Source organism: Loktanella sp. F6476L (genome assembly GCF_023015725.1).
GTDB lineage: Bacteria > Pseudomonadota > Alphaproteobacteria > Rhodobacterales > Rhodobacteraceae > Yoonia.
Window position 1 is genome coordinate 1 of the sequence record NZ_JALKAR010000005.1, and the last position, 25935, is coordinate 25935.

Consider the following 25935-nt stretch of genomic DNA (forward strand, 5'->3'; position numbering starts at 1 on the left):
CGGAATTTTCCCAACTTCAGCAACTCCGCGTCTTCGCTTCGTTCCGTCCGCTGCACCGTGTCTGCTTGTCTGCGTCTCCGGTAAGGGGGCTTTTAGTGTTACCTCCCGAGAGCCGCAAGCAGTTTTTTGACCTTTTGCAAAGTTTTTGTGAATTTCTGAATTTTACCGTGTTTTTAGACCTTTAGCGCAATTTCCGTTCGCGGACCTTGGGTCGCAATGCAATTTCATTAGCCTAAAGCAGACCATTAACCCTGATATGTTGATCGGCTGGCCTTATGCCCATGCCCCAACAAACAAAAAGGCCGTGAATCGCAATGATCCACGGCCTCTTTTGTACGCATGAAATCTGAATTCAGGCTGGAACAGTGCGTTTGGCCCATTGGATTCGCGTCGCGAGCAGTCCGAGGATCACCATAAGGTAGATGATCGGTTCGATTTGAAAGCCTTTCACTAGCCATAGATAGTGGACCGCCCCCAATACAGCGATTGGATAGGTCAGCTTGTGCAACTTACGCCATGCTGCCCCACCCATTTTGCGTAGCGACATGTTGTTTGATGTCACGGCCAATGGGATCATCATCACGAAGGACAACATGCCAACAGTCACATAAGGCCGCTTCACGATCTCTTCCCACACACGGGCGAAAGACTGCACGTCCAAGAAAGCCCAAACGCTGAAGTGTGCGACGATATAGAAGAAGGTGGTCACACCAAGCGCACGGCGGAACTTCAGCAGATTAAGCCCTGCGAATTTGCGCAACGGCGTCACGGCCAGTCCGGCAATCAGCAACTTCAGGCCAACTTCACCGTATTCACGTTCCAACGCGTTGATCGGTTCCGGCCCTAGCCCACCTGTCAAACCCAGATAGAACAACCACGCAGCCCACGCAGCACCGACTATGTATATAGTCCATGCAGGAATGCGGCGGAGTGTGGTGTTCAAAGTATCGATCATCTGGGTCGCTTTCGGGTCTTTAGAATTTCTCGGACAGGTCCATGCCTTCGTAAAGGCTGGCGACCTCTTCTTCGTAGCCGTTGAACATTAAGGTGTCCTGACGTGCCGCGAACAGGCCGCCGCCAATCTTACGCTCGGATGCCTGCGACCAGCGCGGATGGCTGACCTCTGGGTTCACGTTGGAATAGAAACCGTATTCACGCGCGTTGGCCTTGTTCCAGCTGGTTGGCGGTTCCTGATCGGTCAGGGTCATGCGTACGATGGATTTGATTGACTTGAAACCGTACTTCCACGGCACGACCAAACGGATCGGCGCGCCGTTCTGGTTTGCAATTGGTTCGCCGTAGATGCCCGTCGCCATTAAGGTCAGCGGATGCATCGCCTCGTCCAGACGCAAACCTTCGACATAAGGGAAGTCGAGCACACCGCGCTGCACACCGATCATGTTCTCGGGCTGCACGACGGTTTCAAAGGCCACGTATTTCGCTGACGACTGCACGCCCGCCTTGTTCAGGATGTCCGCAAGTTCGACACCATTCCAAGGCACGACCATGGACCATGCTTCAACACAGCGGAAACGGTAGATGCGTTCTTCGATATCGAGACCATCCATCAGATCGGCCAATGCATATTCGCCCGGGTTATCGACCATACCGTCGATGGTGATCTTCCAATCTGCTGTATCAAGTTGATGGGCGTTCTGCGCTGGGTCTTCTTTGCCAGTGCCGAATTCATAGTAATTGTTGTAGCTCGTGATTTCTTCGAGCGTGTTTGGCGTCAGATCTTCACCAGCGGCTTGCGCGGATGTGCCAACCAAACCAATCGCGCCCAGCCCGACTGTGCCTGCCAGAATTTGACGGCGGTTAAGGAATGCCGCCTTTGGCGTCACATCCGTGTGGGTCAGGTCGTTGGTCCAGCGATAAGCCATGCGTGTCTCCGATGATCATGCGTGTTGCATCTTAATTGGGGGTATATACGACGATTGTTAGGCAACATGTCTCACATTGCCGCCAATTCCTGAAACATATGGATATTTCAGCCGGATCTATCGCGCTTCGATCACGGAAATTCACACAAGTGTGACTGGAAAACGCAGACGGCGCTGGCTTAGCCGCGCCGCAACTGAAGTCAAACCCATCGGCAGTTTTCCCCACATGATCCAACCGGTTTTTGCCCCGTAAGAGTTTGTATTGCCAACAACGGCAGCAACCTAAATGGGAGAACTCAAATGCTTCGTAGAACATTTATTGCAACAGCAACTGCAGCCACACTGTCCACAGCAGCCTTCGCTGATGGTCATTCCATGGATATCGTCGATACAGCCGTCGCCAACGGTTCCTTCACAACACTCGTCGCAGCCGTTGAGGCCGCAGGTCTTGTCGATACGCTGAAAGGCGAAGGTCCGTTTACCGTGTTCGCCCCAACAGATGAAGCCTTCGCCGCACTGCCAGAAGGCACCGTCGAAGCACTGCTCGCCGATCCAGAAGCATTGGCAGGCATTCTGACGTACCACGTCGTTGCAGGTAAAGTGATGTCGACTGATCTGTCCGACGGCATGACGGCCGCAACCGTGAACGGCGCAGAGATCACAATCGGCACCGAAGGCGGCGTGACAGTAAACGATGCCAACGTTGTGGCGGCAGACGTCGAAGCATCCAACGGCGTCATTCACGTGTTGGACGCGGTGATCCTGCCACCAAGCTAAATCCAGCAGTAATACTATGTGCATTCGGACCTCGCGGAAACGCGGGGTCCACCCCTTACATAGCCGCCTGCCGCATTAGGGTCGCTTGTCGTCGGACCGCAATCTGCTGAACGTAACAGGCGTCATCCCTAAAAAGGATGCGATCAGCGTGTGCGTGAAAGTGTTCTCGAACCCCGGATATGTTTCGCGAAACCAATTCAGCCTGTCTGCACCGCCAAGTGCCGCAAGACACCATTCCCGATCTGCTTTCTGACTAAGCGCCGCGCGCAACACACCATTCGCCCAGTTGCGTATCGGTTCTGATGCAATCATCAACTCTGTCAGCCGATCACTGTTGATCTGCGCAATCGTGGCATCCGACGTTGCTGAGATCGAAACCAACGACATACCGTTTCTTGCCCGTGCGATGTTCGGCGTGACGACCGTTGGCCCAACGTAAAACCCGACACAGACCTCTTTCCCCTCAGGATCGCAAATCCGGCTGACAAGACAGCCGTCCAGCAAGATGTATTCGTCGGTTGCCGGATCTTCCTGACGGGTGATGTGCGCACCGTTGCTCAGACGCGTCGTCGTCCAACTTGCCGCAAAGCGATCCGCGATGGCCACACCGCCCATCGCATCGGATTGCAGCAGAAACGTCCGTAAATCCATCTTAGCAAACCTTATCAAATGATAATGCGACCTGTCGTGTCCCCGGCCATATCTGGCACAAATAAAGGAGTTTACCAAATGACGACACGCAATCGCACCACACATATCGGCACCGCAGCAATTGCCTCTGGCCTGATCGGCGCGTTCATTTATCTTGTGATGATCAATGTGACACTGGCCCAGATCGAAGCAGTCTCGGGATACATCCCGTTCGACATGCGCCCTTTTGGCTACGACCACACTGACGCCGCGCATCTATTAGACGGGCTTGGTCCCGATGGGCGGCACTATTATCTCACGCGGCAAATCCCGCTCGACACTGTTTACCCAGCCGTGCTCACCGCGACATTGATAGCCACGATCATCTGGCTGGGACGCCGTATCGCCAACGATGGGCTGATCCGCTTCGGCATCATTCTGTCCGTCGCATGCGCCCTGTTCGATTATGCTGAAAACCTTGGCATCGTCGCGATGATTTGGGGATGGCCCGACGTATCGACCACACTTGTCTTTGCCACAAGCAGCGCCACGGTGCTGAAATCCATCGCCACGACAATGGCGGTGTGCGTGGTCCTAACTATCGGCGGAATTGCGGGCCTCAGCCGGAAACCGAAATTTCTTTAACCCGCAAAATGAAAACGGCCCCACGTGGGGGCCGTTTTTTTGTCTTAGTGAACGACGGCGTCATCCGGTTTGGGTCGTCCTGTCGGCGACACACGGTCCCCCACAATCAACCCATCCGCACCGGCACTGACCGATACATCCGATCCATCCAGCACATCACCAGCCAAGATCATCTCGGCCAACTGATCCTGCAAAGCGCGTTGGATCACACGCTTCAAAGGACGCGCACCAAACACCGGATCGTAACCTTCGTCGGCGAGCCATTTCAGCGCGCCTTCATCCAGCGACAGCGTGATGTTCCGCGACGCAAGACGCTTGTGCAAACGCCGCATCTGGATTTCGACGATGCCTGCCATGTCTTCACGTGCCAGCCGATCAAAGATGATCGTCTCGTCCAGACGGTTCAAGAATTCAGGCCGGAAATGCGCACGCACCGCGTCCATTACGTTCCGTTTCGCATCTGCCGCGTCTGCCCCATCAGGCAACTGCGACAAGGCCTGCGCCCCAAGGTTCGACGTCAGAATGATCAGCGTCTGCTTAAAGTCCACGGTCCGACCCTGACCATCGGTCAGCATCCCGTCATCAAGAACCTGCAACAACACGTTGAACACATCCGGATGCGCCTTTTCGACCTCGTCAAACAGGACAACCTGATACGGACGACGCCGCACAGCTTCGGTCAGAACACCGCCTTCGTCATAGCCCACATATCCCGGAGGCGCACCAATCAGGCGTGCAACCGCATGCTTTTCCATGAACTCGGACATATCGATCCGCACCATCGCGCTATCGTCGTCGAACAGATATTCGGCAACGGCTTTGGTCAGTTCGGTTTTACCGACACCGGTTGGCCCGAGGAATAGGAACGACCCGAGTGGGCGATCTTCGTCATTCAGACCGGCGCGCGACCGACGCACAGCATTGGCAACAGCCGTCACAGCCTGACGTTGACCAATCACACGACGACCAAGTTCGTCTTCCATGCGCAACAGCTTGTCACGCTCGCCTTCCAACATCTTTGACGTTGGAATGCCGGTCCAGCGTTCGACAACCTGCGCGATTTGCTCAGGGCGCACGGCCTCTTCGACCATCATGTCTTCAGCGGCTTCGGTTTCCGACAACTTGCGTTCCAGATCAGGGATCACGCCATAAGAAAGTTCTCCGGCCTTAGCCAAATTACCTTCACGTTTCGCGATATCCAGTTCGGCCCGTGCACGATCAAGCTGTTCCTTGACCTCACGGGTGCCTTCCAGCTTGTCCCGTTCAGCCTGCCATTTCGCCGTCATTTCTGACGCACGATCCTGCAGATCAGCCAGTTCCTTTTGCAGCTTTTCAAGACGGTCTACGGATGCGGCGTCATCTTCTTTTTCCAAGGCCATCGCTTCGATCTGTAACTGCATGATCTGACGATCAAGCGCGTCCAGCTCTTCCGGCTTGGAATCGACTTCCATCCGCAACCGCGACGCGGCTTCATCGACCAAATCAATGGCCTTGTCCGGCAAGAACCGATCCGTGATATACCGATGCGACAGAGTTGCGGCAGCAACCAAAGAACTGTCCGAAATCCGCACACCGTGGTGCAGTTCGTACTTCTCTTTAATACCGCGCAGGATCGACACCGTGTCCTCAACAGTTGGTTCTTCCACGATCAAAGGCTGGAAACGACGGGCAAGCGCCGCGTCTTTTTCAACGTACTTGCGATATTCATCGAGGGTCGTCGCACCGATACAGTGCAGTTCGCCACGGGCCAGCGCAGGTTTGATCAGGTTGGCAGCATCCATCGCACCGTCCGCCTTACCAGCGCCGACAAGCGTGTGCATTTCGTCAATGAACAGGATGATTTCGCCAGCGGCAGTTTCGATCTCTTTCAAAACCGCCTTAAGACGTTCTTCAAATTCACCACGATACTTTGCACCAGCAATCAGCGCGCCCATATCCAAAGACATCAGGCGCTTGTTACGCAAACTTTCGGGCACGTCGCCATTGACGATGCGCAGGGCAAGGCCTTCGGCAATCGCTGTTTTACCAACGCCGGGTTCACCGATCAGAACAGGGTTATTTTTGGTCCGGCGCGACAGAACCTGCATCGACCGACGAATTTCTTCGTCGCGACCGATGATCGGGTCAATCTTACCTTCGCTGGCAGCCTCGGTCAGATCGCGGGCATATTTGTTCAGCGCATCAAACCCATCTTCGGCAGACGCACTATCCGCGGTGCGGCCTTTGCGGATGTCATTGATCGTCGCGTTCAACGCTTTCGCATCAACGCCGCCCGCATCAAGCGCATCCTTTGCCTTCGATTTGATCATCACCAGCGCCATCAACAGCCGTTCGACAGTCACAAAACTATCTCCCGCCTTTTCGGCCAGCTTTTCAGCCTCGGCCAGAATTTTGCCGGTGGTGGTGTCTATATATACTTGTCCGGTGTCGCCACTGACGGCGGCAATCTTGGACACAGCCGTATCAACAGACTGACGCACCACAGCCGCATCCGCACCCGATTTGTTAATCAGGTTCGCAGCAAGACCTTCGCCGTCGTCCATCAAGGCTTTAAGTAGGTGTTCAGGTGTCAGCCGCTGATGGCTTTCACGCATTGCAATAGTCTGTGCAGCCTGAACAAAGCCGCGCGACCGCTCTGTGAACTTGTCAAGGTTCATGGGGTAAACTCCTCTAATAAGCGCCCTGACATTTGAAGTGCCCGACATTGCGGCACACCCCTGTTTGGGCCTCACTATTAAGATGGGGAGGACGCCCGCCGCTTACAAGATTTCACGGCGAAAAATGGGGCACTTTCGATTCAAGGGGGAATGCGTCGTGACCTTTCCCATGACATCCGCCAGTCATTTTCCCCATATTGGCTGCAGGAGAACGAGATCATGTCCAACACCTGCCAACACAAAGACGCGTCGACCCCGCGACGCATTTTCCCTCTCACGCCAGAAATGGTGCGGCAGCTGTTTGCAGATCAAGCCTCTGAGCTGCGAAAGGCCGATCAAAACGGTCAAAGCAGAGCGGCGTAGATTAATAGTTTGGCCTGTTCCCATGTTGGGTGGCCATTAGTAACGATTACGGCGGTTAATGTACGAAAGGTGCGGTCCTTCCCAAGGGATCGCGCCTTTTTCGTTTGGAACCCACTAATTCAGGCCAAAACGTTGACCATTCGGGCCTTTTGCTTCAATCGCTGGAAAACCAGATGAAGGATAGCCCGATGACCCTGCCCGCTGATGACCGCCTGATTGTTGCAATGGATGTGCCAAACGTGGTTGCGGGCCTGCAGTTGGCGGATCAACTGGGCGACAGCGTCAGTTTTTACAAAATCGGTCTGGGCATGTTGACCGGTGGCGGTCTGGCCCTTGCAAACGAGCTGAAGCAGGAACGCGGCAAACGCATTTTTCTGGATATGAAATTCTTCGACATCGGCGCAACGGTCGAAGCGGCTGTGCGGGGAATCGCGCAATATGATCTCGATTTTCTGACCGTGCATGGCGATCCTTACGTGGTCAAAGCAGCCAAAGAAGGCGCGGCAGGCACCGATCTTAAGATCCTCGCTGTAACAATTCTGACATCTTTGGACCGTGATGATCTGAATGGGGCGATGGTTAAAGACGGGTTAATTCCCGATTTGGTGCAAGAACGTGCCGGCCGCGCGATGGAGGCTGGCGCTGACGGCGTTATTTCATCGCCACAAGAAGCAGGGCTGATCCGCGCCCTTCCGCAAGCTGCTGGCAAACTGATCGTGACACCCGGTGTACGCCCTGTTGGCGCGGACCTTGGCGATCAAAAACGGGTCACTACCCCAGCACAGGCTATCGCAAACGGCGCAGACCACGTGGTTGTTGGTCGCCCGGTATGGCGCGCCGAAAACCCGTTGGAAGCGACACAATCGATTCTATCAGAGATGGCGTCACCGCAGGCTGAATCGCCAAATCGCTAGAATAGCACGCGCCTCACGCGAACTCGGCGCACAATAAAATCCATATATTTCAATGCGATTTCGAAAAATCACGCCGATTCACGTCGGCGTGACGCCTCTTTCGGAACCTTTTTGCGACTCTTAGGTTGTTAGAACAAGCAATGACAAGGAAGAGTCAAATGCAGATCAGAGACCTACGGTATAATGAGCGGCTTCGTGCCTTTGAAGCATCAGTTGATGTTGTTCAGAACGATCGCCGCCTTCGGTTTCCGCTGACCGTCTTCGGGCCAACCTCCCTAAGCCCCAAGATCATCAATGCGAATCTGTATCGTCAAGCAGCCCACAAAGCCGCGACACACTGATCCACAGTTCTTCCCACCACTCACGATCGCCGCACCTTGCGGCCCCCACGAAGGAAAAAGACCATGAACATCAGCCTCGGAGACGTACGTTACAACGCAACAGCAGGTGCCTTTGAGGCCCGCGTAGATATCGCGCGTGGCACATCGACATTCCGCTACCCGTGTTCTGTTGCTGGTCCGGTGACGATGGACATGGACCAAGTGCGCGACGGCCTGAAACGCCGTGCGATGCGGATGTCCGACACAAGCCCAGACCTGATGTCCCACATCTAAAAGTTTACCCTGCCGGTCGACCGATAGCTTTTGCCCTGTCCCCCTCGCAAAGCTGCCTCCCACGGTACGACCATCCCCTGCCCGGCGCTTTACGCGTCGGGCTTTTTTATGGGGAAACGGCGTCGGGATTAGTTGTCGTTGATATCCGTGTCGAAAAACGTGGCCTGTCCAGTTTTCAAACCAAACATCCAGCGCAAACCAAGATAGGCGGCCAGCGACAAGACGGCGAAAACGACCAACGTGATAGGCAAGCTGAGCCCAGCCAACCCGACCAACAGCAGCCCACCGACAACAAATGCGCCCATCGCGAAGCCTAAGAAGATGTAACCGGGAATGATCACTTCGGCAGTTGCCAACAACAGCGCTGCCGACATCCAAACCCACCATTGTTCATGCAACATGTTACTTCCCTTTCAACATACTAAACGCGTTACCGAATGCTTCTAGTGCGTTGGCTGGCAGTACGATTGTCTGCTTACCCTCACCGGCACCCAGCGCGTTCAACGCTTCGACCTGCTTCAGTGCGACCTGATACTGCGCCGCTTCCAACCCGTTTTCGGCAATCGCCACAGCAACCACTTGGGTTGCATATGCTTCGGCATCCGCGCTTAGGCGGCGTGCTTTTGCGGCCTGATCAGCGGCATAAAGATCCGCATCCGCCTGCAATTCGACCGCACGTTTCAGACCTTCTGCTTCGGTCACCTGCGCACGACGTGCACGTTCAGCGTTCAACTGCTGCAACATCGCCGCACGGGTCGCCGCATCAAGGTTCACGTCCAAAATTTCGGCACGCGTCACTTCGATACCCCAATCATCAACCTGCTGCGCAACCTGCGCACGCACCGCGTCAATCAATGTGGCACGGTTTGCTTGCACCTGATCCAGCTCCATCCGCCCAATTTCTGACCGCACGATCCCTGCGACTGTTGTGGAAATCGCGGCATCCACATCGCGGATACGGTAAACTGTCTTTTCTGGCTCGATAATCCGGTAAAACACGGATGTTTCGACCTGCACCAACACGTTATCAGACGTGATCGCGTCTTGTGTCATGGCGGGCAACTGGCGTTCCAGAACGCTGACTTTGTGACGCACACGGTCCAGAAAAGGCACGATAAAGTTGATCCCTGGCCCAAGCACGGACCGCAAACGTCCCAGCCGTTCTACGACAAACTTTTCAGACTGCGGCACGATCCGCACGCCAGCAAGAATGCAGACGACGATAAAGATCGCCAGCAAGACAAAAACAATATTTTCGCCCAATAAACCAAGAACAACGTCTTCAAATGACATGTGGATACCCTTTTGTAATTGGTATCCACATAGGCATTTGTCAGCCCATTTTCAATTCACCACTAAGGGTTGTGCCGATCTGTGGCTTCTGAAACGCATCCGCAACAGTCCCACCAATCAGGTCCGCAGTAGCAGCACTTAACGTCCAACCAAGGTGGCCGTGACCGGTGTTATAAAACACGCGTTCAGACCGCCCACGACCCACACGCGGCATCATGTTTGGCATCATCGGACGCAGGCCCGCCCACGGCACAACACTTTCCGTGCTGACATCGGGAAAATGCGTTTCGACCCATTCGGTCAACGGTTTTACCCGATCCGCCCGAATATCGCGGTTTTCACCGTTGAATTCGGCCGTCCCCGCAACGCGGAACCGATCAACACCAAGCCGCGATGTCACGATCTTCGCTTTATCATCCAATAGCGACACATTCGGCGCACCGGCCTGCGATACCGCATCCGGCAGGTTCACCGTGATCGAATAGCCCTTCACAGGATAGACATTTACACGGTCGCCCAGTTTCTTCGCGATCGCACGTGATCCGACACCAGCCGTCACGACAACCCCGTCAAAACGATCCTCGCTCTGCGCACGGATCGTCACCGCATCAGCGTCAGACCGCACATCCGTAACCGCATGGCCCAGCTTGAACGTCACCCCTTGCCGCTTCAGCCAATCCGCCAAACCAACCGTGAATTTATGAATGTCGCCCGTGCTATCGCTTTCGGTCCAGAACCCGCCAAGGATATCGCCGCGCAGCGTAGGTTCTTTCGCCAGCACCTCGTCCGGTGTCAGTTCTGTGCGTGTCAGCCCACCCTGCGCCAGCAATCCATTCACGCGCCGCGCGTGATCTAGGTCTTTCTGAGTCTTATAAAAATGCAGGATACCCGCAGGCCTGAAATCGAAATCAACACCAGTGTGATCCGCCATCTCGGTCAGCCCGGCGCGAGCGGCAACGGCCAACTTGGTGGTCTCGATGGTGTTCGCCTTGTAGCGCGGGATATTGCCCAGAAATTCCGCCATCCACGAGATTTTGTGCCACTGCGGACGCGGGTTCACAGACAGCGGCGCGTCGGCCTGCAACATCCATTTGATCCCTTTCAGGACCGTGGACCATTGGTTCCAAACTTCGGCGTTCGACGCAGATAACTGACCGCCATTGGCAAAGCTGGTTTCCATCGCAGCATAACGCTGTCGGTCATAGACGGTGACGTCAAAGCCGCGTTTATGAAGGGAATAAGCAGTGGTGACACCAGTGATGCCGGCACCAAGGATCGCAATATGAGGCATGGCAAAATCTCCGCCATTGGACGCTGTCGCGTCGTGCCCCCGCCGTCTTTGGACCTGAGAGATTCACCCAATCTGGGCTTGCTCCTTCGGCGGACCATCTAAGGTCTCTCTTCGGCGTGTTATGCCCTGCACCGGTCCATTTGCCTGAGAGTGACCGGGGCGGTTGCTCCTTCGGCGACGGACCCAACCGGCTCTCCCGGTGCGGACGTCATGCGTGTTTCGTATCGGAAACTTTCGTTCCGATCAAATGAATTCAACTCATGAACTTGTGCAAATTTGCAAAAACTTACACTGCGCCCCATCCACCACCACCCGGTGACTTCAAGATGAACGTTGCCCCCGCAGGCAGATCAATCTCGTCGTTCCCCTTCAGCCGCACAACTTTCCCATCCGGCATCCGCGCGCTGTTTTCGCCCGGTAAAGCATCACCGCCTCCATTCGCCCCGAACGGCGGCACGACCCGATGCGAACATAGCGTCGTCACGGTCACATCCGCCAGGAACGTCAATTCGCGCAATGCGCCATGGCCACCCCGATATTCGCCGACGCCACCGGACCCCGCCCTGATCCCAAAGGTATCCAGCCGCACGGGGAACCGTTTCTCTAAAATCTCGGGATCAGTCATCAGCGTGTTCGTCATGTGGGTTTGCACTGCATCACACCCTTCGAACCCCGGCCCTGCGCCTGTCCCGCCCGCGATAGTTTCATAGTTCTGGAAATCGTCGTTGCCCCAGATGAAGTTGTTCATGGTCGCCTGCGAACAGGCCATCACGCCAAGCGCCCCGTACAGCGCGTTGCATGCGGCTTGCGACACTTCCGTATTGCCCGCGATCACCGCCGCTGGGTAACTCGGGTTCAGCATCGTACCCTCGGGCGTAATGATCGTGATCGGCTCTAAACACCCTTCGTTCAGCGGGATATTGCTGCCGACTAACGTGCGGAACACGTACAGCACCACGGCCCGACAAACCGCAAACGGCGCGTTGTAATTGCCGCTATGCTGGGCGCTGGTGCCTGTGAAATCGACAGTGGCTTGGCGGTTTTCGCGATCCACGGTCACGCTGACCTTGATGTGCTGGCCCTCGTCCATCGCGTAATCAAACGAGCCGCCTTCGAGCGTATCAATCACGCGCCGCACGGATTCGGCAGCGTTATCCTGCACGTGTCCCATGTAGGCGGTCACAACGTCCGGTCCATAGGTTTCGCAGACTTTCAGCAGCGCCTGGCGGCCTGTCTCGTTCGCCGCAACTTGGGCTTTCAGATCAGCCATGTTTTGCGGGATGTTACGGCACGGGTATTTACCCGACGCAAGCACGGCCTCAGCCTCATCCGCCAGCAACCGCCCGCCGCGCACAAGCTGCACGTTATCAATCAGCACACCTTCATCATCGATATGCGTGCTGTCAGGCGGTCCCGACCCCGGCGTGCGCCCACCGATATCCGCGTGATGCCCGCGCGACCCGAGCCAGAACGCGGCTTTCCCATCAACAAATACAGGCGTCACAACCGTCACATCCGGCAAATGCGTCCCGCCGTTGTAGGGCGAATTCAGCATATATGCGTCGCCCTCTGCCGCGTCAGGGTTCAGACGCATCACGGTTTTAATACTGTCGGACATTGACCCAAGATGGACAGGCACATGCGGCGCGTTCGCGACCAGATCACCGTTCGCATCGAAAATAGCACAAGAAAAGTCGAGCCGTTCCTTGATATTCACCGACCAAGACGTATTCGCAAGCGTGGCCCCCATCTGATCCGCGACAGACATGAACAGGTTCGACATGACCTCTAGCACGATCGGGTCGGCCTTTGTGCCAGCGGCAGGCGGACGATGTGCGGCCCCTTCACGGGTCAAGATCAGGTTGCCAGCATCATCAATTGCACCGGCCCAACCGGGTTCGATCATGTTGGTCCCCGTGGGTTCCAACACAATCGCGGGGCCTTGGATTTTTGCGCCGACACCAAGCGTCGTCCGATCATAAAGCGGCACATCAATCTGCGTATCAAACGCCACAGGCGTATGGTCAATCGGGGCCGCCGTCGTGCCGCCAGACACAACCGGCGCAGGCGGCGTGACCGCGCCACCAATCGCCTCTGCACTGATCATATCAAAGACAATGGCACGTTCTGGCGATGTGAAACCGAACCGTTGTTGGTGTGCTGCCTCGAACGCGGCTTGCATGGCGGCGGGCGTATCAAACGGCACCTCAAGCGGTTGGTGTGATCCGTCATACCGCAGATGCGCGCGGGCTTCGGTCGTGATGTCGGACACACCTTGATTGCAAACTTCAGCCTCTGCTTCGTCACGCAACGCGGTCAAAGCAGCCTTCGCGGCGTCAGTATCTTCAAGCGGCGCATCCAATTGCACCTCACGCAACGCCCTGATTTCAGCCAATCCCATCCCGAAGGCAGACAATACACCTGCATGCGGATGCACAAACACGCGGCTCATGCCCAGCGCATCGGCGACCAGACACGCATGTTGACCACCAGCACCGCCAAAACATTGCAGCGTATAGCCCGTCACGTCATGCCCGCGCTGCACCGAGATCTTCTTGATCGCGTTGGCCATGTTGTCGACCGCGATCCGCAGAAAACCACGCGCGATTTCTTCGGCTGTGCCAGGGTTCTCTCCGGTCTCTTGCGTCACCGTTTCGATGAGGTCAACGAACTTTGCCACCACAGCATCGCGATCCAGCGGTTGATCACCCTTGGGGCCAAACACGGCAGGGAAATGATCCGGCGACAGCTTGCCCAGCATCACGTTGCAATCGGTCACGGTCAGCGGACCACCACGGCGGTAACAGGCAGGCCCCGGATCGGCGCCAGCACTTTCCGGCCCAACCTGAAAACGCCCATCGCGGAATGTACAGATCGACCCACCGCCCGCTGCCACCGTATGAATATCCATCATCGGGGCGCGCATGCGCACACCTGCGACTTCGGTCTCGAAACTACGTTCGTAGTTACCAGCATAGTGACTGACGTCGGTGGACGTGCCGCCCATGTCGAAGCCGATCAGCTTTTCGTGGCCAGCAAGTTCAGCTGTTTTCACCATACCGACGATCCCGCCAGCAGGCCCCGACAGAATCGCATCCTTGCCTTGGAACAGCGACGCATCGGTCAGACCGCCCGAGGATTGCATGAACAACAACCGCCCACAGACACGGTCAACATCAAGCGCACCAGCAACCTGATCCACATAACGACGTAAGATCGGGGATAGGTAAGCATCCACAACTGTCGTATCCCCGCGGGACACAAGTTTGGCGAGCCGCGATGTGGCATAACTGGTCGAGACTTGAGTGAACCCGATTTCACGGGCAATATCCGCCGCCGCATCTTCATGCGCAGGGTTCAGGTATCCATGCAGAAACGCAATCGCGACAGCCCGCAGCCCATCGTCGAACGCCACTTGCAACGCATTACGCACAGCATCTAGATCAATCGGCGTGACAATACCGCCCTCAGCATCCAGCCGCTCAGGGATTTCAGCGACAGTCTGGTACAGCAGTTCAGGGCGTTTGATTTCAAGATCGAACAGCTTGGGTCGGTTTTGATAACCAATCTGCAAAAGATCACCGAATCCTTTGGTGATCAGCAGCAGAACATCTTCGCCTTTGCGCTCCAACAGCGCATTCGTCGCAACCGTCGTCCCCATCTTCACCGCGCGAATCGATCCTGCTGCGGGCGTATCGATGCCCATCAGGTCTTTGATGCCTTGCACAGCCGCATCGACATAGCGTTCGGGGTTTTCTGACAGCAATTTATGGGTCTTGATCTGGCCATCAGGGGCTTGCGCCACGACATCCGTAAAGGTGCCACCACGATCAATCCAAAATTCCCATTGTTTGGCTGTCATACTGGCCCCCTTTTGCTTTGAAATTGTTGTAGGGGGCAGTGCGTCGTAAGGAAAGCGCAGAACAATGTCAGAATCGGTTTGACACCCTCGGGCGCATTGCGTAATCGGTCCCTCGTTGGCGCGGTAGCTCAGTTGGTTAGAGCGATCGACTCATAATCGATAGGTCGGGAGTTCAAGTCTCCCCCACGCCACCACAACACCACCCCACAGCATTACCCCTTTGGGCGAGACAGATTTGAGTTCGTCCGATTACGATGTGTCGATTGGGGGCCAGCCCCCAAACCCCCGAGATATTTATGACCAAAAGAATTGCGCAGGGCTTTCCTCGGTTCGGCTCCGTCGCTAGCGTCGTGCCAAGACACTGCTGGGGGGAACGTCATGGCAATTTTGAACGATCTGAGGGATGCAATCGGTGCAGATTATGTCCTAACTGGCGATGACACCGAAAAATGGCAAAGTGATTGGACGGGTGATTACGAACTGAAACCCGCTGTCGTCGTCCGACCTGGATCAACAGCAGAGGTTGCGGCGGTTCTACGGATCGCCAATGCCGCGGATTTTTCGGTTGTTCCGGTGTCCGGCAACACTGGCCTGACAGGGGCCACGTCGAACAACGGCGCGATCATGTTGTCGGTTGATCGGTTGAACGCCGTCCGCAAGGTTGACCCTGATGCGCGATCCATGACGGTCGAGGCTGGTGTGATCCTGTCAGCGATGCATGACGCCGCAGACGCCCACGATCTGATCTTTCCGCTGACGTTTGGCGCCCGCGGCAGTGCGATGATTGGCGGGGCCTTGTCCACCAACGCAGGTGGTTCGAATGTTTTGCGCTACGGGAACACCCGCGATTTATGCTTGGGCGTCGAAGTTGTGTTGGCCGACGGACGCATTATGAACCTGATGAGCGAACTGCATAAAGACAACTCCGGTCTGAACCTGCGCAATCTTGTCATCGGCGCGGAAGGAACATTGGGTGTCATCACAGCCGCGGTCATGAAGCTGTTTCCAAAACCCAAAGCCTACGCAACCGCCATGGTTGCGGTTCCGACGATTGAAGACGGTCTTGCCCTGCTTAACCACGTCCAAGACGCGACCGGTGGCGCTGTCGAGGCGTTCGAATATATGCCGCGCCCTTACATCGAACGGCATCTCGAAAGGGGCAAGAACCCGCGCGAACCTTTCGACGATCAATACGACGTCAATGTCATGATCGAAGTTGGAGCCACGTCTCCCAAAGATGCGACACCAGCAGAAGACGGCACGGTTCCTGTCGTCGCCCTTTTAGAAAACACATTGGGTGCGATGTTCGAAGACGGTCGCGTCCTGGACGCCGTTGTCGCGCAGAACGAAGCCCAACGCCGCGAGATGTGGGAGCGCCGCGAAGCCGCTGGCGAAATCCTGTTCGATCCGGGCCTTTGCGTGAACACCGATATCGCGGTCCCGCTTAGCGCTGTTGGCCCAGCGTTGCGGTCCATCACCAAACGGTTGCATGCGCTTGATCCAGACGTCCATGAAATCATCGTGTCCCATTTGGGCGACGGCAACATCCACCACACGGCCTATCCGCGCCGCAACGATCCTGATGTCATGCTGGCGATGGTCGAAGCCGTTGAAGATGCCGTGCAGGAATTTGGTGGGTCGTTCAGTGCCGAACATGGCGTCGGCAAATCAAAACTGGACACGATGCGCAGGCGCAAAGACCCTGTCGCGCTTGACGTTATGCGGTCCATCAAGACCGCCCTTGACCCAAAAGGCATCATGAACCCCGGCAAGGTGATCCCGACCTGATATGTCGCAAATCCTTATCATCTGGCGCGATCCGGTATTGCGGATGATCGGGGCGGCAACAATGCTGTTCGGCGTTTTGGCAGCGTCGTTTGAGCCGTACAAATCACTATTGGGCATAACGATCTTTGGCTTATCCGACACCGCTTTTGCGGTTGTGCTTGCTACGACATTTACGGTGACCGTGACAGCATCCGTGTGGGTCGGGATCGTTACTGACCAAAAACCGAGCCGCAAACCCATGGCATTGCTCGCTGTCATGGGTGCGATTGGTGGCACCGCTGTCGGGTGGCTGGGTAACAACGCAACGGCCTTTGTCATTGCCCATGCGATGTTATTACCGATATCCGCAACGATCCTCGGGCAGCTCTTTGCGATTACCCGTCTCTACACTGCCGGTTGGGCCGCCGCTGACCGGGATGGCGTGACATCCGTCATTCGCGCGCTCTTTGCCGTCCCGTTTGTTGTTGTTTTGCCGACATGGGGCTTCGTTTTTGACGCGGGCATACCGTTGACCGCGCTCTATCCGGCCATGTGCGCCGTGTGTCTCATTTTTGCGACTCTGATCTGGGCGCGCTGGCCCACCGATGCAACAGCACCTTGGGTGGAACAGAAATCAGGTCTCGGTTTTTTTGCGTCCGTGAAGGAATTGCTTGCGGGTCGCATTGTCTGGCGCATTTTCTGGATGGGTGCGGTGCATTCGGGATCGACCCTGATGGGGGTCATCCTCGCGCTTGTGTTTGTGCAGGCCGAAGGACGGACGACGGGCGACGTTGGCGTGTTCTTCGGGCTCTTTGTTGCGCTCGAAATCCTTGTGATGTTATCGGTCGGCACATTGGCCAAATATTTCCGACGCTTGCATATCATCGCTATCGGAGCGGTCTTTTATGCCCTTTTTATGGCGCTCCTGCCCATCCTTGCCCCATACAGAACAGTTTGGCTGTTGATCCTGCCCGTCGCCATCGGGGGCGGCCTGCTTTACGGACTGTCGATTAGTTACCTACAGGATTTGCTTGATGATCGCGCGGGCGCCGGCGCATCGTTAATGACGTTACAACGGACAGTTTCGCACGCTCTTGCAACGCTCATCTTTGCGGTCGGGGCAGCCATCGGCGGCTATCACCTTGCCGCATTTGCGGGCGCTTTCACAATCCTGACCGGTGCCGCGATGCTGTTGTATTTGGATCGATCAACGCGGTCCTAGTGATCCATAAATCCAGGACCAGCCTTCGCAAGCAACTTAGCAGCCATTTCACGACCAAGCGCCGCGCCATCTTCGATAGGTGCAGTTGCGTCGTCGTTCAGAACCTCTGATCCATCGGGACGCAGGATTTCACCGCGCAACCGCAATGTGCCCCCGTCCAGATCGGCCAAAGCACCAATCGGCGTTTCACAGGACCCATCAAGCGCCTCAAGGAACGCGCGTTCAGCCGCCAAGCGCTGGCCGGTAGGCGTGTCATGCAACGCGGCCAGCATTTCAGCCGCGCGATTGTCGTCGCCGCGCCGTTCAATCCCAATGGCACCTTGGGCCACAGCGGGCAGCATATCTTCAGGCGGAATGGCTGTCTTCGGCACGTCATCCATGTGCAAACGGTTCAATCCAGCCATCGCAAGAAACGTCGCTTCTGCCACACCATCACCCAGCTTTTTCAGGCGCGTTTGAACGTTGCCGCGGAACTCAACGACATTCAGGTCAGGACGGCGGGCCAGCAACTGTGCACGACGGCGCAATGACGACGTGCCGACAGTGGCACCCTGCGCCAAATCCGCCAAACCAGTGCAGCTGTTCGAAATAAACGCATCGCGGACATCTTCGCGCGGCAGATATGTGTCCAATAGCAACCCGTCAGGCTGCAAAACAGGCATGTCTTTCATCGAATGCACGGCGATATCGATCGACCCGTCAAGCAGGGCCTCTTCGATCTCTTTGGTGAACAGACCCTTGCCGCCAATTTCCTTCAAAGCCCGATCCTGGATGATGTCACCCGTCACTTTGATCACGCAAATTTCAAATGCAGCTTCCGGCAAATCAAATGCCGTCATCAAGCGCTTGCGCGTCTCGTACGCTTGCGCCAAAGCAAGCGGTGAACCACGGGTTCCGATGTTGAAAGGCTGGGCGGGGGTCGGCAAATTCAATGTCATAAACGTTGTGTAGACCTGTCAACTTAGCCTGACAACTCCCTTGACATCAGCGGCCCGAGTTGGGACCAAAAAGAAGATCAAAAGGACGCCTTTTATGACCAAACAAAAAACCATCCTGCGTGCATTGGCAGGCGAAACACTTGAGACGCCGCCGATCTGGATGATGCGCCAAGCAGGACGGTATTTGCCGGAATATCGGGCGACACGGGCGCAGGCCGGTGATTTCCTATCGCTATGTTATAATTCGGAATTGGCGGCAGAGGTCACATTGCAGCCGATCCGGCGCTACGGCTTTGATGCGTCCATCCTGTTTGCTGACATTCTGCTTTTACCTCAAGCACTTGGCGCTGATCTGTGGTTTGTCACGGGCGAAGGGCCACGCCTGTCCACAATCACCGATCCATCCGGTTTGGCAAAGCTGAAACCAGCAGATGCGATCCACGAACATCTGGCGCCGATCTACGAAACTGTACGCATCCTGTCGCGCGAATTGCCGTCCGAGACGACCCTGATTGGTTTTGCAGGCGCACCGTGGACCGTTGCGACCTACATGATCGCGGGCAAAGGCACACCGGATCAAGGACCAGCACACGCACTGAAAGACAGCGACAAAGCGACGTTCGAAGGCATCATCGACCTGCTGACCGCGTCCACAATCGAATACCTTTCGATGCAAATCGACGCAGGTGCCGAAGTTGTGAAGCTATTTGATAGCTGGGCCGGATCGCTGCGGGGAGATGATTTCGTCAATTACGCGATCAAACCGACGCAAAAGATCATCGCAGCGCTCAAGGCACGCCACCCAGATGTTCCGATTATCGCGTTCCCACGCGGCGCAGGCGAACGTTACGTTGGTCTGCACGCAGCGACCGGCGCAGATTGCATTGCGGTGGATTACGGCGTGACGGCAGAATGGGCAGCGGCAAACCTGCAAACAGGCGGTTGTACCCAAGGTAACCTGAAATCGTCGCATATGGTGACGGGAGGTCAGGACCTAATCGACGAAGTCAAACGGATCAAAAAGGCTTTCGCGAATGGGCCGCACATCTTCAACCTCGGTCACGGGATCACACCAGATGCGGATCCCGAGAACGTGCAGTTGATGATTGATACCCTACGGGCGTCATAGAACCGCCGTATTGAAACGCAAAATCGGGACCACAGAAATGAGGTCCCGATATGTTTGCCGCACTCCGCCGTATCTTTTTGCGCATTCGCCTGATCATCGGCGGCATCAGATCCGCATTATACGGTCTCGTCGTTATCGCGGTCACATGGATCATCGTGTTACCGCCGTCCCAATCCGAAATTGCGCGCCTCGATCTGCCTGCAAATGCAACGGTCGAGGCAGAAGGCCTGCGGCACTACCGGTTGGCAAAGCTTTTGCTATTGGTCGCGTCCGAAAAAACCTTTGAACGGATCGCGGCACGGTCAGGCTCTGGCGTTTCGGGCAGCGAATTCCAACTCGCCGTGCAAATTGCAGTCAATGGCGCGCCAATCCAAAACACGTCGCAGCCCGAACACACGGGCGCCAAACGGATCAGCGCACGCGTGAACTAGCTTCTTTTGGTCCTAAATATCTCGGGGGTTTGGGGGCTGGCCCCCAATCCGATCATCCGCAAAAAAGCGCCTTTGGATCAAACCCACTTAGCCAATGGCGGCAGGCTCATCAAAACGGCATCCGCGTCATGCCCTGTCGCCAGGCCGAACTTTGTCCCGCGATCATAGACGAGGTTGTATTCGGCGTAGAGCCCCCGATGCACCAATTGTGCATCCTTATCGGCCTCTGACCACACCGTGTCGCGCCGCTTTTCAACCAACGGCACATAAGCAGGCAGGAAAGCCCGACCAATATCTTGGGTCAGCGCAAAATCCTTAGCCCAGTCGCCCGTGTTACGATCATCCATAAAGATGCCGCCTACACCACGCGCACGTTTCCGGTGCGGAATGTAGAAATATTCGTCCGCCCATTCTTTCAACGACGGGTACAAATCAGTGCCGTGCGGATCAAGGTGGTCCTTTTGGGTGGCATGAAAATGCGCTGTGTCTTCGTCGTATTCCAAGCAAGGGTTCAAATCGGAACCGCCACCAAACCACCACGCATGTGGGGTCCAGAACATCCGCGTGTTCATGTGCACCGCAGGGGCATGCGGGTTTTGCATATGCGCGACCAGTGAAATGCCTGACGCCCAAAACCGCGGATCAGTGTCCATGCCGGGCACACCACGGGCGGCCATCGCTTTTTGCGCAGCTTCTCCCAATGTCCCGTAAACCGTTGAAACGTTGACGCCGACTTTTTCAAACACGCGTCCACCGCGCATCACGGACATCAGGCCACCGCCTGCGTCGCCACCATCATCGGCAGTCCGCTTTGTTTCCTTCACCTCGAATCGGCCCGCAGGCATATCCGCCGTTGGCCCGGACGCCAGTGTGTCTTCCAAATTCTCAAAGGATGCGACGATATCGTCGCGCAATGTCCGAAACCATGCCGCAGCGGTTTCTTTTTCGGTAATCATCTCGTCTGACATGCATCTTCCTTTGGTCTGATATTGCATAACATTCTGTGCTATACCATGTCATGAAGCGGACCACAGACCCTTGATACAGATCAACCCCTGTGGACGGAAAACGAAGGAAATACTAATGCGTGCCGCCCTTTTTATTGTTCCGCTGTTGCTAACCGCTTGCGCGACCCCGCGCGAAGCCTGTCTGGACGAAGTGAACCGCGAAGTCCGCGTTCTTGATGCGCTGATCGCCGAAACACGCGCCAATCTGTCGCGTGGGTTTGCAGTTGAGGAACGGCAAGACGTGCGCACCCGCCGTGCCAATTGCGTCGGAAAGAATGAAGATGGCACAAAGTTCAGTTTCCGCTGTGACAAGACAGAAACGCGGACGCGGACTGTCCCGATCGCGATTGATCTGAATGCGGAACGGGCCAAGCTGACATCGCTTGAACAGCGTCAGATGCAGAACATCTCGAACGCACAAGCAGGGATCGCACAGTGTATCGCGCGTTTCCCTGAATAAATCGCTTAGTGTGCGGACACCGCTGCCGGATCAATCAGGGTCCGGCCACCGTCAACTGTGATGACCTGACCGGTCACAAATCCGGCAGCATCTGACGCCAGATACTGCACCGCATCCGCAACCTCGTTCGGGCTTGCGATCCGGTGCAATGGTGTGTTGTCCACAATAGCATCGCGCATTTCGTCATGTTCGCGCAACGTGCCTTTCAGGCTCGCGCTCATCACCGACCCGAAGGCGACCGCGTTCACACGAATGCGTTTCGACGCAAGCGCCACGGCCATTGACCGCGTCATTTGATCAAGTGCAGCTGAACTAACCGAATACGCCAACAGATCAGGATGTGTTCGCCGTGCGGCAATCGAGCTGAGGTTCACGATAGACCCGACATAAGCATCATCGTCGCCGTCTTTCGCCTGTTTGATCATCCGGCGGGCGACAGCTTGGGTCAAACGCAGGGCCGTCATCAGGTTCTGATCGATCAAGTCTTCAACCGACGTGTCATCAACGCTGAGCGGATCAGACAACAACACCTGCCGCGACGCGTTCACAAGAATATCGACCCGTTCGAAAGAATCGATTGTCGCTGACAACAGGTTCGCAATCGTCAGTTTCTGGCGCAGGTCGCCCGCAAAGATGCGCGCATTGCTATCATCATCGGCATAATCGCTGATTTCAGCTTTCAGACGTTCTTCGTCCATATCAGCAAAGACGACGTTTGCGCCCTTCATCAGGAAATGTTTCCCAATTGCGAGACCAACACCATTTGCGGCCCCCGTCACAATCGCGGTTTTGCCTTCAATCGAAAAGGACATGGGTTTAACTCCGTCAGGCCCGACAGGCCGTCATTCAGCGCAAAGGGCGCGTGGCATGGAAAACTTTGAACGCGTTATTCTGCGCGATCTTCTCAACATTACGAAACGCATCACTCAACGCCTGTTCATAGGGCAAATGCCTGTTCGCGACCATCCAAAGTTTACCGTGGCCCGCCAACATCTTGGCGGCCGACGCGATAAAGGCACGGCCCAGCGATGGATCAGCATTGCGACCGACGTGAAACGGTGGGTTCATGATGATACCAGCATAGGATTTTTCAGGACGATAGGTGGTCGCATCTTCCCACAGGAAATTCACACGGTCATCGCTGACATTTTGGCGGGCGCAATCAAGCGACAGCGCCTCTGCTTCAATTAGATCAAGCGTTTGCACACCATCGCGCTGCAACACAGGCCCAGCAAGGTAACCCCAACCAGCGCCCAAATCGGCCATATGTGCAGGCAGTTTAGGCGGTAGGTTCGCGACCAATAGTTCCGACCCCGCATCCACAGCGCCGTCCGAAAACACACCAGCGGTGGTCACATAACCATGCTCACCTTTTGCAGGTGCAGGTGCGGCCCAATCGGCAAAAGCGTCCGTGGCTTCGAACCAAAAGATGCGACCATGGTTCTTGGTGATCGACGGTAAATCGCCCAGAATTTTGCGACATGCCTTAAACAGGCTGTCGATTCCGTCTGTCTTGTTACCATCAACAACGATCAACTTCGCACGGCTTGCGGCCTCTGCGATCATGGATTTCGCCAAGGCTTTGGACCGTGGCACAACAACAATCGCGGTTTCAGCTTCGGAAAACACGGCAGTCACCGGATAGCCCGCGTTAGACCACCCCGCCGCATCCGGTTTAAACGTGTGTTGGATCGTCACGCGGTCCTGCGGCAGATCATTGACGTCATAGTCCAGCGGCGGACGCATCAGACAAACGGGACCGTCAGGCAGCGACAGCGCCCCTTCGGTCAGGGCGGTGGACAGGCGGGAATATGCGGACATGTGCGGGTGGACTAACGGCGAACCGTTATTCCTTCTCCATTGTGCATTGCAGCGGATGTTGGTGGCGTTGGGCGAAATCCATCACCTGTGCGACCTTCGTTTCTGCAATCTCGTGACTATAAACACCCACAACGGCGAGGCCCTTTTTATGGACCGTCAACATCAATTCAAATGATTGGGCGTGCGACATCCCAAAGAACCGTTCCAGCACCATCACAACAAATTCCATCGGTGTGAAATCGTCGTTCAGGATCATCACCTTATAAAGCGGCGGGCGCTTTGTCTTTGGTTTCACGTCCAAAGCGACGCCGACATCACTGTCGTCGTTGTCTTTGCGATCGGCCATCATTGTGATGTTGCTCAGCATGCTGGGGGTAATTCCTACGGGCGTTGCGATTGACCTTCTATATAAGACAGGTGGCTAGCAAGAAAACCCCACACATCGGCAAAAATCCGACAAGCCTGACGTGGCGTAGCCGAAGCATGATCTAGCTTGTTGAGGACGATCTAGATGTTTTGCAGCCAAACCCCACTAAATATGGCGGTGTGGCAGGATTCACACCACGGAAGTCTTTGAAAACAGAATGTTTACCGTTTCAGATTCGCTGTGTTAGCTTCGCTGTAATCAATAAGGTCACCGCGTCAAAAAGTGGGGCCACGAGGCAGTTTTAATAGTGAGGCAAACGACGTGGCAAGTCGTCTAAAGCAGTGCGCCTATGGCGTAACACTCTTCTTATTCTCCGTTTTGGTCACCGTGATTGCACCTGTGCAATCGGCAGCGGCCCCTTATGCGGCGATGGTCATGGATGCCCGCACAGGCGAGGTTTTGCATTCGCGCAACGCCGACACGCGCCTGCACCCTGCATCCCTGACCAAAATGATGACGCTCTATATTGCGTTCCAAGCAATCCAGCGCGGTGAAATCACGCTGGATACAGAGGTCCGGATCACATCCAACGCTGCATCAGAACCGCCGTCAAAGCTGGGCCTGCGCAGCGGTCAAACGATCAAACTGCGGTATTTGCTTCGCGCTGCTGCTGTGAAATCCGCTAACGATGCGGCCACAGCGATTGGTGAAGCGATCTCTGGTTCCGAATCTGCGTTTGCCACGCGGATGAACCGGACAGCTGCCGCGATGGGCATGACCAACACCACGTTCAAGAACGCGCACGGCCTGACGCAAAGCGGGCACATGTCTACTGCACGCGACATGTCCGTCCTTGGTCGTCACGTGATTTATGACTTCCCACAGTATTATAACCTGTTTTCCCGTATCAGCGCCGATGCTGGTGTCGCCCGCGTGGCACACACCAACCGTCGTTTCCTGAACGCTTACGAAGGTGCCGACGGGATCAAAACAGGCTACACACGTGCGGCTGGTTTCAACCTTGTCGCGTCTGCGCAGCGTGGCCAAGAACGCATCATCGCAACTGTGTTTGGCGGGTCTTCCACAGCGGCACGGAACGCACGCATCACAGAACTGATGGACATGGGTTTCCAGCGCGCACCATCCAACGTCCGCGTGAACGAACCGACGCCACCAGCCGCCAACACGCTTGTGTCCAGCAATGGGACGGCAGCGACCAACGGCGGTTCCGGCAAAACGATCCGCGTGTCCGGCTTGGTACAAGCCAGCCTGCGCCCGCAATCACGCCCCGCCGCAGATGCGCCGCAGCTTGATGTGAATACCGACCTGATCGCCAGCCTTCTGGCCGAAACAGTCGACACCGATTCCATCGACACCGCATTGTCCGAAGCATTGGGTGACGCGGTCCTGACCGAAAGCGCGTTCGAGGCAACACCAAACGCCGAAGCGGGCGAAGTAATCTCCGCCCCTGCGCCGCAGGCCCGCCCTGCAGAATTGATCACCGCATCGGTTCAAGGCCCAGCACAAGAAGTCCAAGCAGCTCCCGAAGTCGTCACACGTATCTCCACATCCGGCGGCCGCCACTGGGGCGTGAACGTCGGGCGGTATCCATCACGTTATGCAGCAGAACGCGTGTTGCTGAAGGTCGCACTGAACGAGATGACAACGCTGGACGGATCATTGCGCCGCGTCGTGCAACGCTCCGGCGGGTTCGACGCGAACTTCATGGGTTTGACCCGCGAAGGTGCTGATCTGGCCTGTCGCCGTCTACAGGCACGCGGCACGTCATGCTTCATGATCGGGTCCGACAGCTAATATTGAACACGAATTAAAAAGGGTGTCGCGAAGTATCGCGGCGCCCTTT

The 25935-nt window shown here is 56.0% G+C and carries 24 protein-coding genes, 1 tRNA gene and 1 riboswitch; of the genes, 12 read left to right on the top strand and 13 right to left on the bottom strand.

The genetic code is table 11. The annotated features are described in order from the left end of the window. Window positions 1–185 (top strand): hypothetical protein (locus MWU61_RS11030; RefSeq protein ID WP_247128426.1); only part of this gene is annotated, 185 nt, incomplete at its 5' end. Between the two features lie 167 nt (window positions 186–352). Here MWU61_RS11030 and msrQ read toward each other — a convergent pair. Together msrQ and msrP are read right to left on the bottom strand one after the other, a co-directional pair. Next, entirely contained in the window at window positions 353–955 is a 603-nt protein-coding gene (gene msrQ / locus MWU61_RS11035) for a protein-methionine-sulfoxide reductase heme-binding subunit MsrQ (protein ID WP_247128427.1), read from the bottom strand. Window positions 956–974: 19 nt separating this feature from the next. Further along, the gene (msrP, locus tag MWU61_RS11040; RefSeq protein ID WP_247128428.1) at window positions 975–1883 is read right to left on the bottom strand and encodes a protein-methionine-sulfoxide reductase catalytic subunit MsrP; all 909 of its coding nucleotides are present in this window, start codon (window positions 1881–1883) and stop codon (window positions 975–977) included. A 300-nt stretch (window positions 1884–2183) separates the two neighbouring features. On the opposite strand from msrP, the gene MWU61_RS11045 reads away from it, so the two are divergent. Further along, the gene (locus tag MWU61_RS11045) at window positions 2184–2660 is read left to right on the top strand and encodes a fasciclin domain-containing protein (RefSeq protein ID WP_247128429.1); all 477 of its coding nucleotides are present in this window, start codon (window positions 2184–2186) and stop codon (window positions 2658–2660) included. Between the two features lie 75 nt (window positions 2661–2735). Here the strand turns inward: MWU61_RS11045 and MWU61_RS11050 are convergent, their stop codons facing one another. Then, a complete protein-coding gene (locus tag MWU61_RS11050; RefSeq protein ID WP_247128430.1) occupies window positions 2736–3311 on the bottom strand; it encodes a Crp/Fnr family transcriptional regulator in 576 nt (191 codons plus the stop codon). Window positions 3312–3389: 78 nt separating this feature from the next. On the opposite strand from MWU61_RS11050, the gene MWU61_RS11055 reads away from it, so the two are divergent. After that, window positions 3390–3935, top strand: a complete 546-nt coding sequence (locus tag MWU61_RS11055) for a hypothetical protein (protein WP_247128431.1) — start codon at window positions 3390–3392, stop codon at window positions 3933–3935. 44 nt (window positions 3936–3979) lie between these two features. Here the strand turns inward: MWU61_RS11055 and clpB are convergent, their stop codons facing one another. Further along, a complete protein-coding gene (clpB, locus tag MWU61_RS11060) occupies window positions 3980–6592 on the bottom strand; it encodes an ATP-dependent chaperone ClpB (RefSeq protein ID WP_247128432.1) in 2613 nt (870 codons plus the stop codon). A 551-nt stretch (window positions 6593–7143) separates the two neighbouring features. On the opposite strand from clpB, the gene pyrF reads away from it, so the two are divergent. Together pyrF and MWU61_RS11070 are read left to right on the top strand one after the other, a co-directional pair. Further along, complete coding sequence (pyrF, locus tag MWU61_RS11065) at window positions 7144–7869, top strand: orotidine-5'-phosphate decarboxylase (protein WP_247128433.1); 726 nt, start codon at window positions 7144–7146, stop codon at window positions 7867–7869. Between the two features lie 404 nt (window positions 7870–8273). Beyond that, window positions 8274–8483 carry an orotidine 5'-phosphate decarboxylase gene (locus MWU61_RS11070; RefSeq protein ID WP_247128434.1) on the top strand — a complete coding sequence of 70 codons (210 nt, stop codon included), beginning with the start codon at window positions 8274–8276 and terminating at the stop codon, window positions 8481–8483. Between the two features lie 128 nt (window positions 8484–8611). On the opposite strand, the gene MWU61_RS11075 is transcribed toward MWU61_RS11070, so the two are convergent. The 4 genes from MWU61_RS11075 to MWU61_RS11090 form a co-directional block, all read right to left on the bottom strand. Continuing rightward, entirely contained in the window at window positions 8612–8884 is a 273-nt protein-coding gene (locus MWU61_RS11075; RefSeq protein ID WP_247128435.1) for a hypothetical protein, read from the bottom strand. 1 nt (window position 8885) lies between these two features. After that, on the bottom strand, window positions 8886–9776 hold the full coding sequence (locus tag MWU61_RS11080; protein WP_247128436.1) for an SPFH domain-containing protein: 891 nt from the start codon (window positions 9774–9776) through the stop codon (window positions 8886–8888). Between the two features lie 40 nt (window positions 9777–9816). Then, window positions 9817–11067 carry a D-amino acid dehydrogenase gene (locus MWU61_RS11085; protein ID WP_247128437.1) on the bottom strand — a complete coding sequence of 417 codons (1251 nt, stop codon included), beginning with the start codon at window positions 11065–11067 and terminating at the stop codon, window positions 9817–9819. A 32-nt stretch (window positions 11068–11099) separates the two neighbouring features. Then, window positions 11100–11192, bottom strand: a riboswitch (glycine riboswitch). Between the two features lie 161 nt (window positions 11193–11353). After that, window positions 11354–14929, bottom strand: a complete 3576-nt coding sequence (locus tag MWU61_RS11090; RefSeq protein ID WP_247128438.1) for a hydantoinase B/oxoprolinase family protein — start codon at window positions 14927–14929, stop codon at window positions 11354–11356. A gap of 117 nt (window positions 14930–15046) precedes the next feature. Here MWU61_RS11090 and MWU61_RS11095 point away from each other — a divergent pair. From MWU61_RS11095 to MWU61_RS11105, 3 genes are all read left to right on the top strand, one after another. Beyond that, a tRNA-Met gene (locus MWU61_RS11095) sits at window positions 15047–15123 on the top strand. Window positions 15124–15307: 184 nt separating this feature from the next. Continuing rightward, a complete protein-coding gene (locus tag MWU61_RS11100) occupies window positions 15308–16717 on the top strand; it encodes an FAD-binding oxidoreductase (RefSeq protein WP_247128439.1) in 1410 nt (469 codons plus the stop codon). A 1-nt stretch (window position 16718) separates the two neighbouring features. Further along, complete coding sequence (locus MWU61_RS11105) at window positions 16719–17918, top strand: hypothetical protein (RefSeq protein WP_247128440.1); 1200 nt, start codon at window positions 16719–16721, stop codon at window positions 17916–17918. Here MWU61_RS11105 and hemC read toward each other — a convergent pair. After that, entirely contained in the window at window positions 17915–18856 is a 942-nt protein-coding gene (gene hemC / locus MWU61_RS11110; RefSeq protein ID WP_247128441.1) for a hydroxymethylbilane synthase, read from the bottom strand. The two genes, MWU61_RS11105 and hemC, sit on opposite strands and share 4 nt — an antisense overlap. Before the next feature lie 94 nt (window positions 18857–18950). Between hemC and hemE the strand changes: the two genes are divergently transcribed. Both hemE and MWU61_RS11120 read left to right on the top strand, forming a co-directional pair. After that, window positions 18951–19985: a uroporphyrinogen decarboxylase gene (hemE, locus tag MWU61_RS11115; protein WP_247128442.1), complete on the top strand. Its 1035-nt coding sequence runs from the start codon at window positions 18951–18953 to the stop codon at window positions 19983–19985. 50 nt (window positions 19986–20035) lie between these two features. Next, the gene (locus MWU61_RS11120; protein WP_247128443.1) at window positions 20036–20416 is read left to right on the top strand and encodes a hypothetical protein; all 381 of its coding nucleotides are present in this window, start codon (window positions 20036–20038) and stop codon (window positions 20414–20416) included. A 77-nt stretch (window positions 20417–20493) separates the two neighbouring features. Here the strand turns inward: MWU61_RS11120 and hemF are convergent, their stop codons facing one another. Beyond that, window positions 20494–21384: an oxygen-dependent coproporphyrinogen oxidase gene (gene hemF, locus MWU61_RS11125; protein WP_247128444.1), complete on the bottom strand. Its 891-nt coding sequence runs from the start codon at window positions 21382–21384 to the stop codon at window positions 20494–20496. A 115-nt stretch (window positions 21385–21499) separates the two neighbouring features. Here hemF and MWU61_RS11130 point away from each other — a divergent pair, with 115 nt between their 5' ends. Continuing rightward, on the top strand, window positions 21500–21883 hold the full coding sequence (locus MWU61_RS11130; RefSeq protein ID WP_247128445.1) for a hypothetical protein: 384 nt from the start codon (window positions 21500–21502) through the stop codon (window positions 21881–21883). A 5-nt stretch (window positions 21884–21888) separates the two neighbouring features. Here the strand turns inward: MWU61_RS11130 and MWU61_RS11135 are convergent, their stop codons facing one another. From MWU61_RS11135 to clpS, 3 genes are read right to left on the bottom strand one after another with little or no spacing between them, the layout of a single operon-like run. Continuing rightward, on the bottom strand, window positions 21889–22695 hold the full coding sequence (locus tag MWU61_RS11135; protein ID WP_247128446.1) for an SDR family oxidoreductase: 807 nt from the start codon (window positions 22693–22695) through the stop codon (window positions 21889–21891). Between the two features lie 34 nt (window positions 22696–22729). Beyond that, window positions 22730–23704: a class I SAM-dependent methyltransferase gene (locus MWU61_RS11140; RefSeq protein ID WP_247128447.1), complete on the bottom strand. Its 975-nt coding sequence runs from the start codon at window positions 23702–23704 to the stop codon at window positions 22730–22732. Window positions 23705–23729: 25 nt separating this feature from the next. Further along, the gene (gene clpS, locus MWU61_RS11145) at window positions 23730–24071 is read right to left on the bottom strand and encodes an ATP-dependent Clp protease adapter ClpS (RefSeq protein ID WP_247128448.1); all 342 of its coding nucleotides are present in this window, start codon (window positions 24069–24071) and stop codon (window positions 23730–23732) included. Window positions 24072–24458: 387 nt separating this feature from the next. Between clpS and MWU61_RS11150 the strand changes: the two genes are divergently transcribed. Further along, window positions 24459–25886: a D-alanyl-D-alanine carboxypeptidase family protein gene (locus MWU61_RS11150; RefSeq protein WP_348645583.1), complete on the top strand. Its 1428-nt coding sequence runs from the start codon at window positions 24459–24461 to the stop codon at window positions 25884–25886. Window positions 25887–25935: the final 49 nt, after the last annotated feature.

Excerpts from the sequence above, each read along its gene's own strand:
- msrQ (WP_247128427.1), bottom strand. The coding sequence starts at position 955 with ATGATCGATACTTTGAACACCACACTCCGCCGCATTCCTGCATGGACT.
- msrP (WP_247128428.1), bottom strand. The coding sequence starts at position 1,883 with ATGGCTTATCGCTGGACCAACGACCTGACCCACACGGATGTGACGCCA.
- MWU61_RS11045 (WP_247128429.1), top strand. The coding sequence starts at position 2,184 with ATGCTTCGTAGAACATTTATTGCAACAGCAACTGCAGCCACACTGTCC.
- MWU61_RS11050 (WP_247128430.1), bottom strand. The coding sequence starts at position 3,311 with ATGGATTTACGGACGTTTCTGCTGCAATCCGATGCGATGGGCGGTGTG.
- MWU61_RS11055 (WP_247128431.1), top strand. The coding sequence starts at position 3,390 with ATGACGACACGCAATCGCACCACACATATCGGCACCGCAGCAATTGCC.
- clpB (WP_247128432.1), bottom strand. The coding sequence starts at position 6,592 with ATGAACCTTGACAAGTTCACAGAGCGGTCGCGCGGCTTTGTTCAGGCT.
- pyrF (WP_247128433.1), top strand. The coding sequence starts at position 7,144 with ATGACCCTGCCCGCTGATGACCGCCTGATTGTTGCAATGGATGTGCCA.
- MWU61_RS11070 (WP_247128434.1), top strand. The coding sequence starts at position 8,274 with ATGAACATCAGCCTCGGAGACGTACGTTACAACGCAACAGCAGGTGCC.
- MWU61_RS11075 (WP_247128435.1), bottom strand. The coding sequence starts at position 8,884 with ATGTTGCATGAACAATGGTGGGTTTGGATGTCGGCAGCGCTGTTGTTG.
- MWU61_RS11080 (WP_247128436.1), bottom strand. The coding sequence starts at position 9,776 with ATGTCATTTGAAGACGTTGTTCTTGGTTTATTGGGCGAAAATATTGTT.
- MWU61_RS11085 (WP_247128437.1), bottom strand. The coding sequence starts at position 11,067 with ATGCCTCATATTGCGATCCTTGGTGCCGGCATCACTGGTGTCACCACT.
- MWU61_RS11090 (WP_247128438.1), bottom strand. The coding sequence starts at position 14,929 with ATGACAGCCAAACAATGGGAATTTTGGATTGATCGTGGTGGCACCTTT.
- MWU61_RS11100 (WP_247128439.1), top strand. The coding sequence starts at position 15,308 with ATGGCAATTTTGAACGATCTGAGGGATGCAATCGGTGCAGATTATGTC.
- MWU61_RS11105 (WP_247128440.1), top strand. The coding sequence starts at position 16,719 with ATGTCGCAAATCCTTATCATCTGGCGCGATCCGGTATTGCGGATGATC.
- hemC (WP_247128441.1), bottom strand. The coding sequence starts at position 18,856 with ATGACATTGAATTTGCCGACCCCCGCCCAGCCTTTCAACATCGGAACC.
- hemE (WP_247128442.1), top strand. The coding sequence starts at position 18,951 with ATGACCAAACAAAAAACCATCCTGCGTGCATTGGCAGGCGAAACACTT.
- MWU61_RS11120 (WP_247128443.1), top strand. The coding sequence starts at position 20,036 with ATGTTTGCCGCACTCCGCCGTATCTTTTTGCGCATTCGCCTGATCATC.
- hemF (WP_247128444.1), bottom strand. The coding sequence starts at position 21,384 with ATGTCAGACGAGATGATTACCGAAAAAGAAACCGCTGCGGCATGGTTT.
- MWU61_RS11130 (WP_247128445.1), top strand. The coding sequence starts at position 21,500 with ATGCGTGCCGCCCTTTTTATTGTTCCGCTGTTGCTAACCGCTTGCGCG.
- MWU61_RS11135 (WP_247128446.1), bottom strand. The coding sequence starts at position 22,695 with ATGTCCTTTTCGATTGAAGGCAAAACCGCGATTGTGACGGGGGCCGCA.
- MWU61_RS11140 (WP_247128447.1), bottom strand. The coding sequence starts at position 23,704 with ATGTCCGCATATTCCCGCCTGTCCACCGCCCTGACCGAAGGGGCGCTG.
- clpS (WP_247128448.1), bottom strand. The coding sequence starts at position 24,071 with ATGCTGAGCAACATCACAATGATGGCCGATCGCAAAGACAACGACGAC.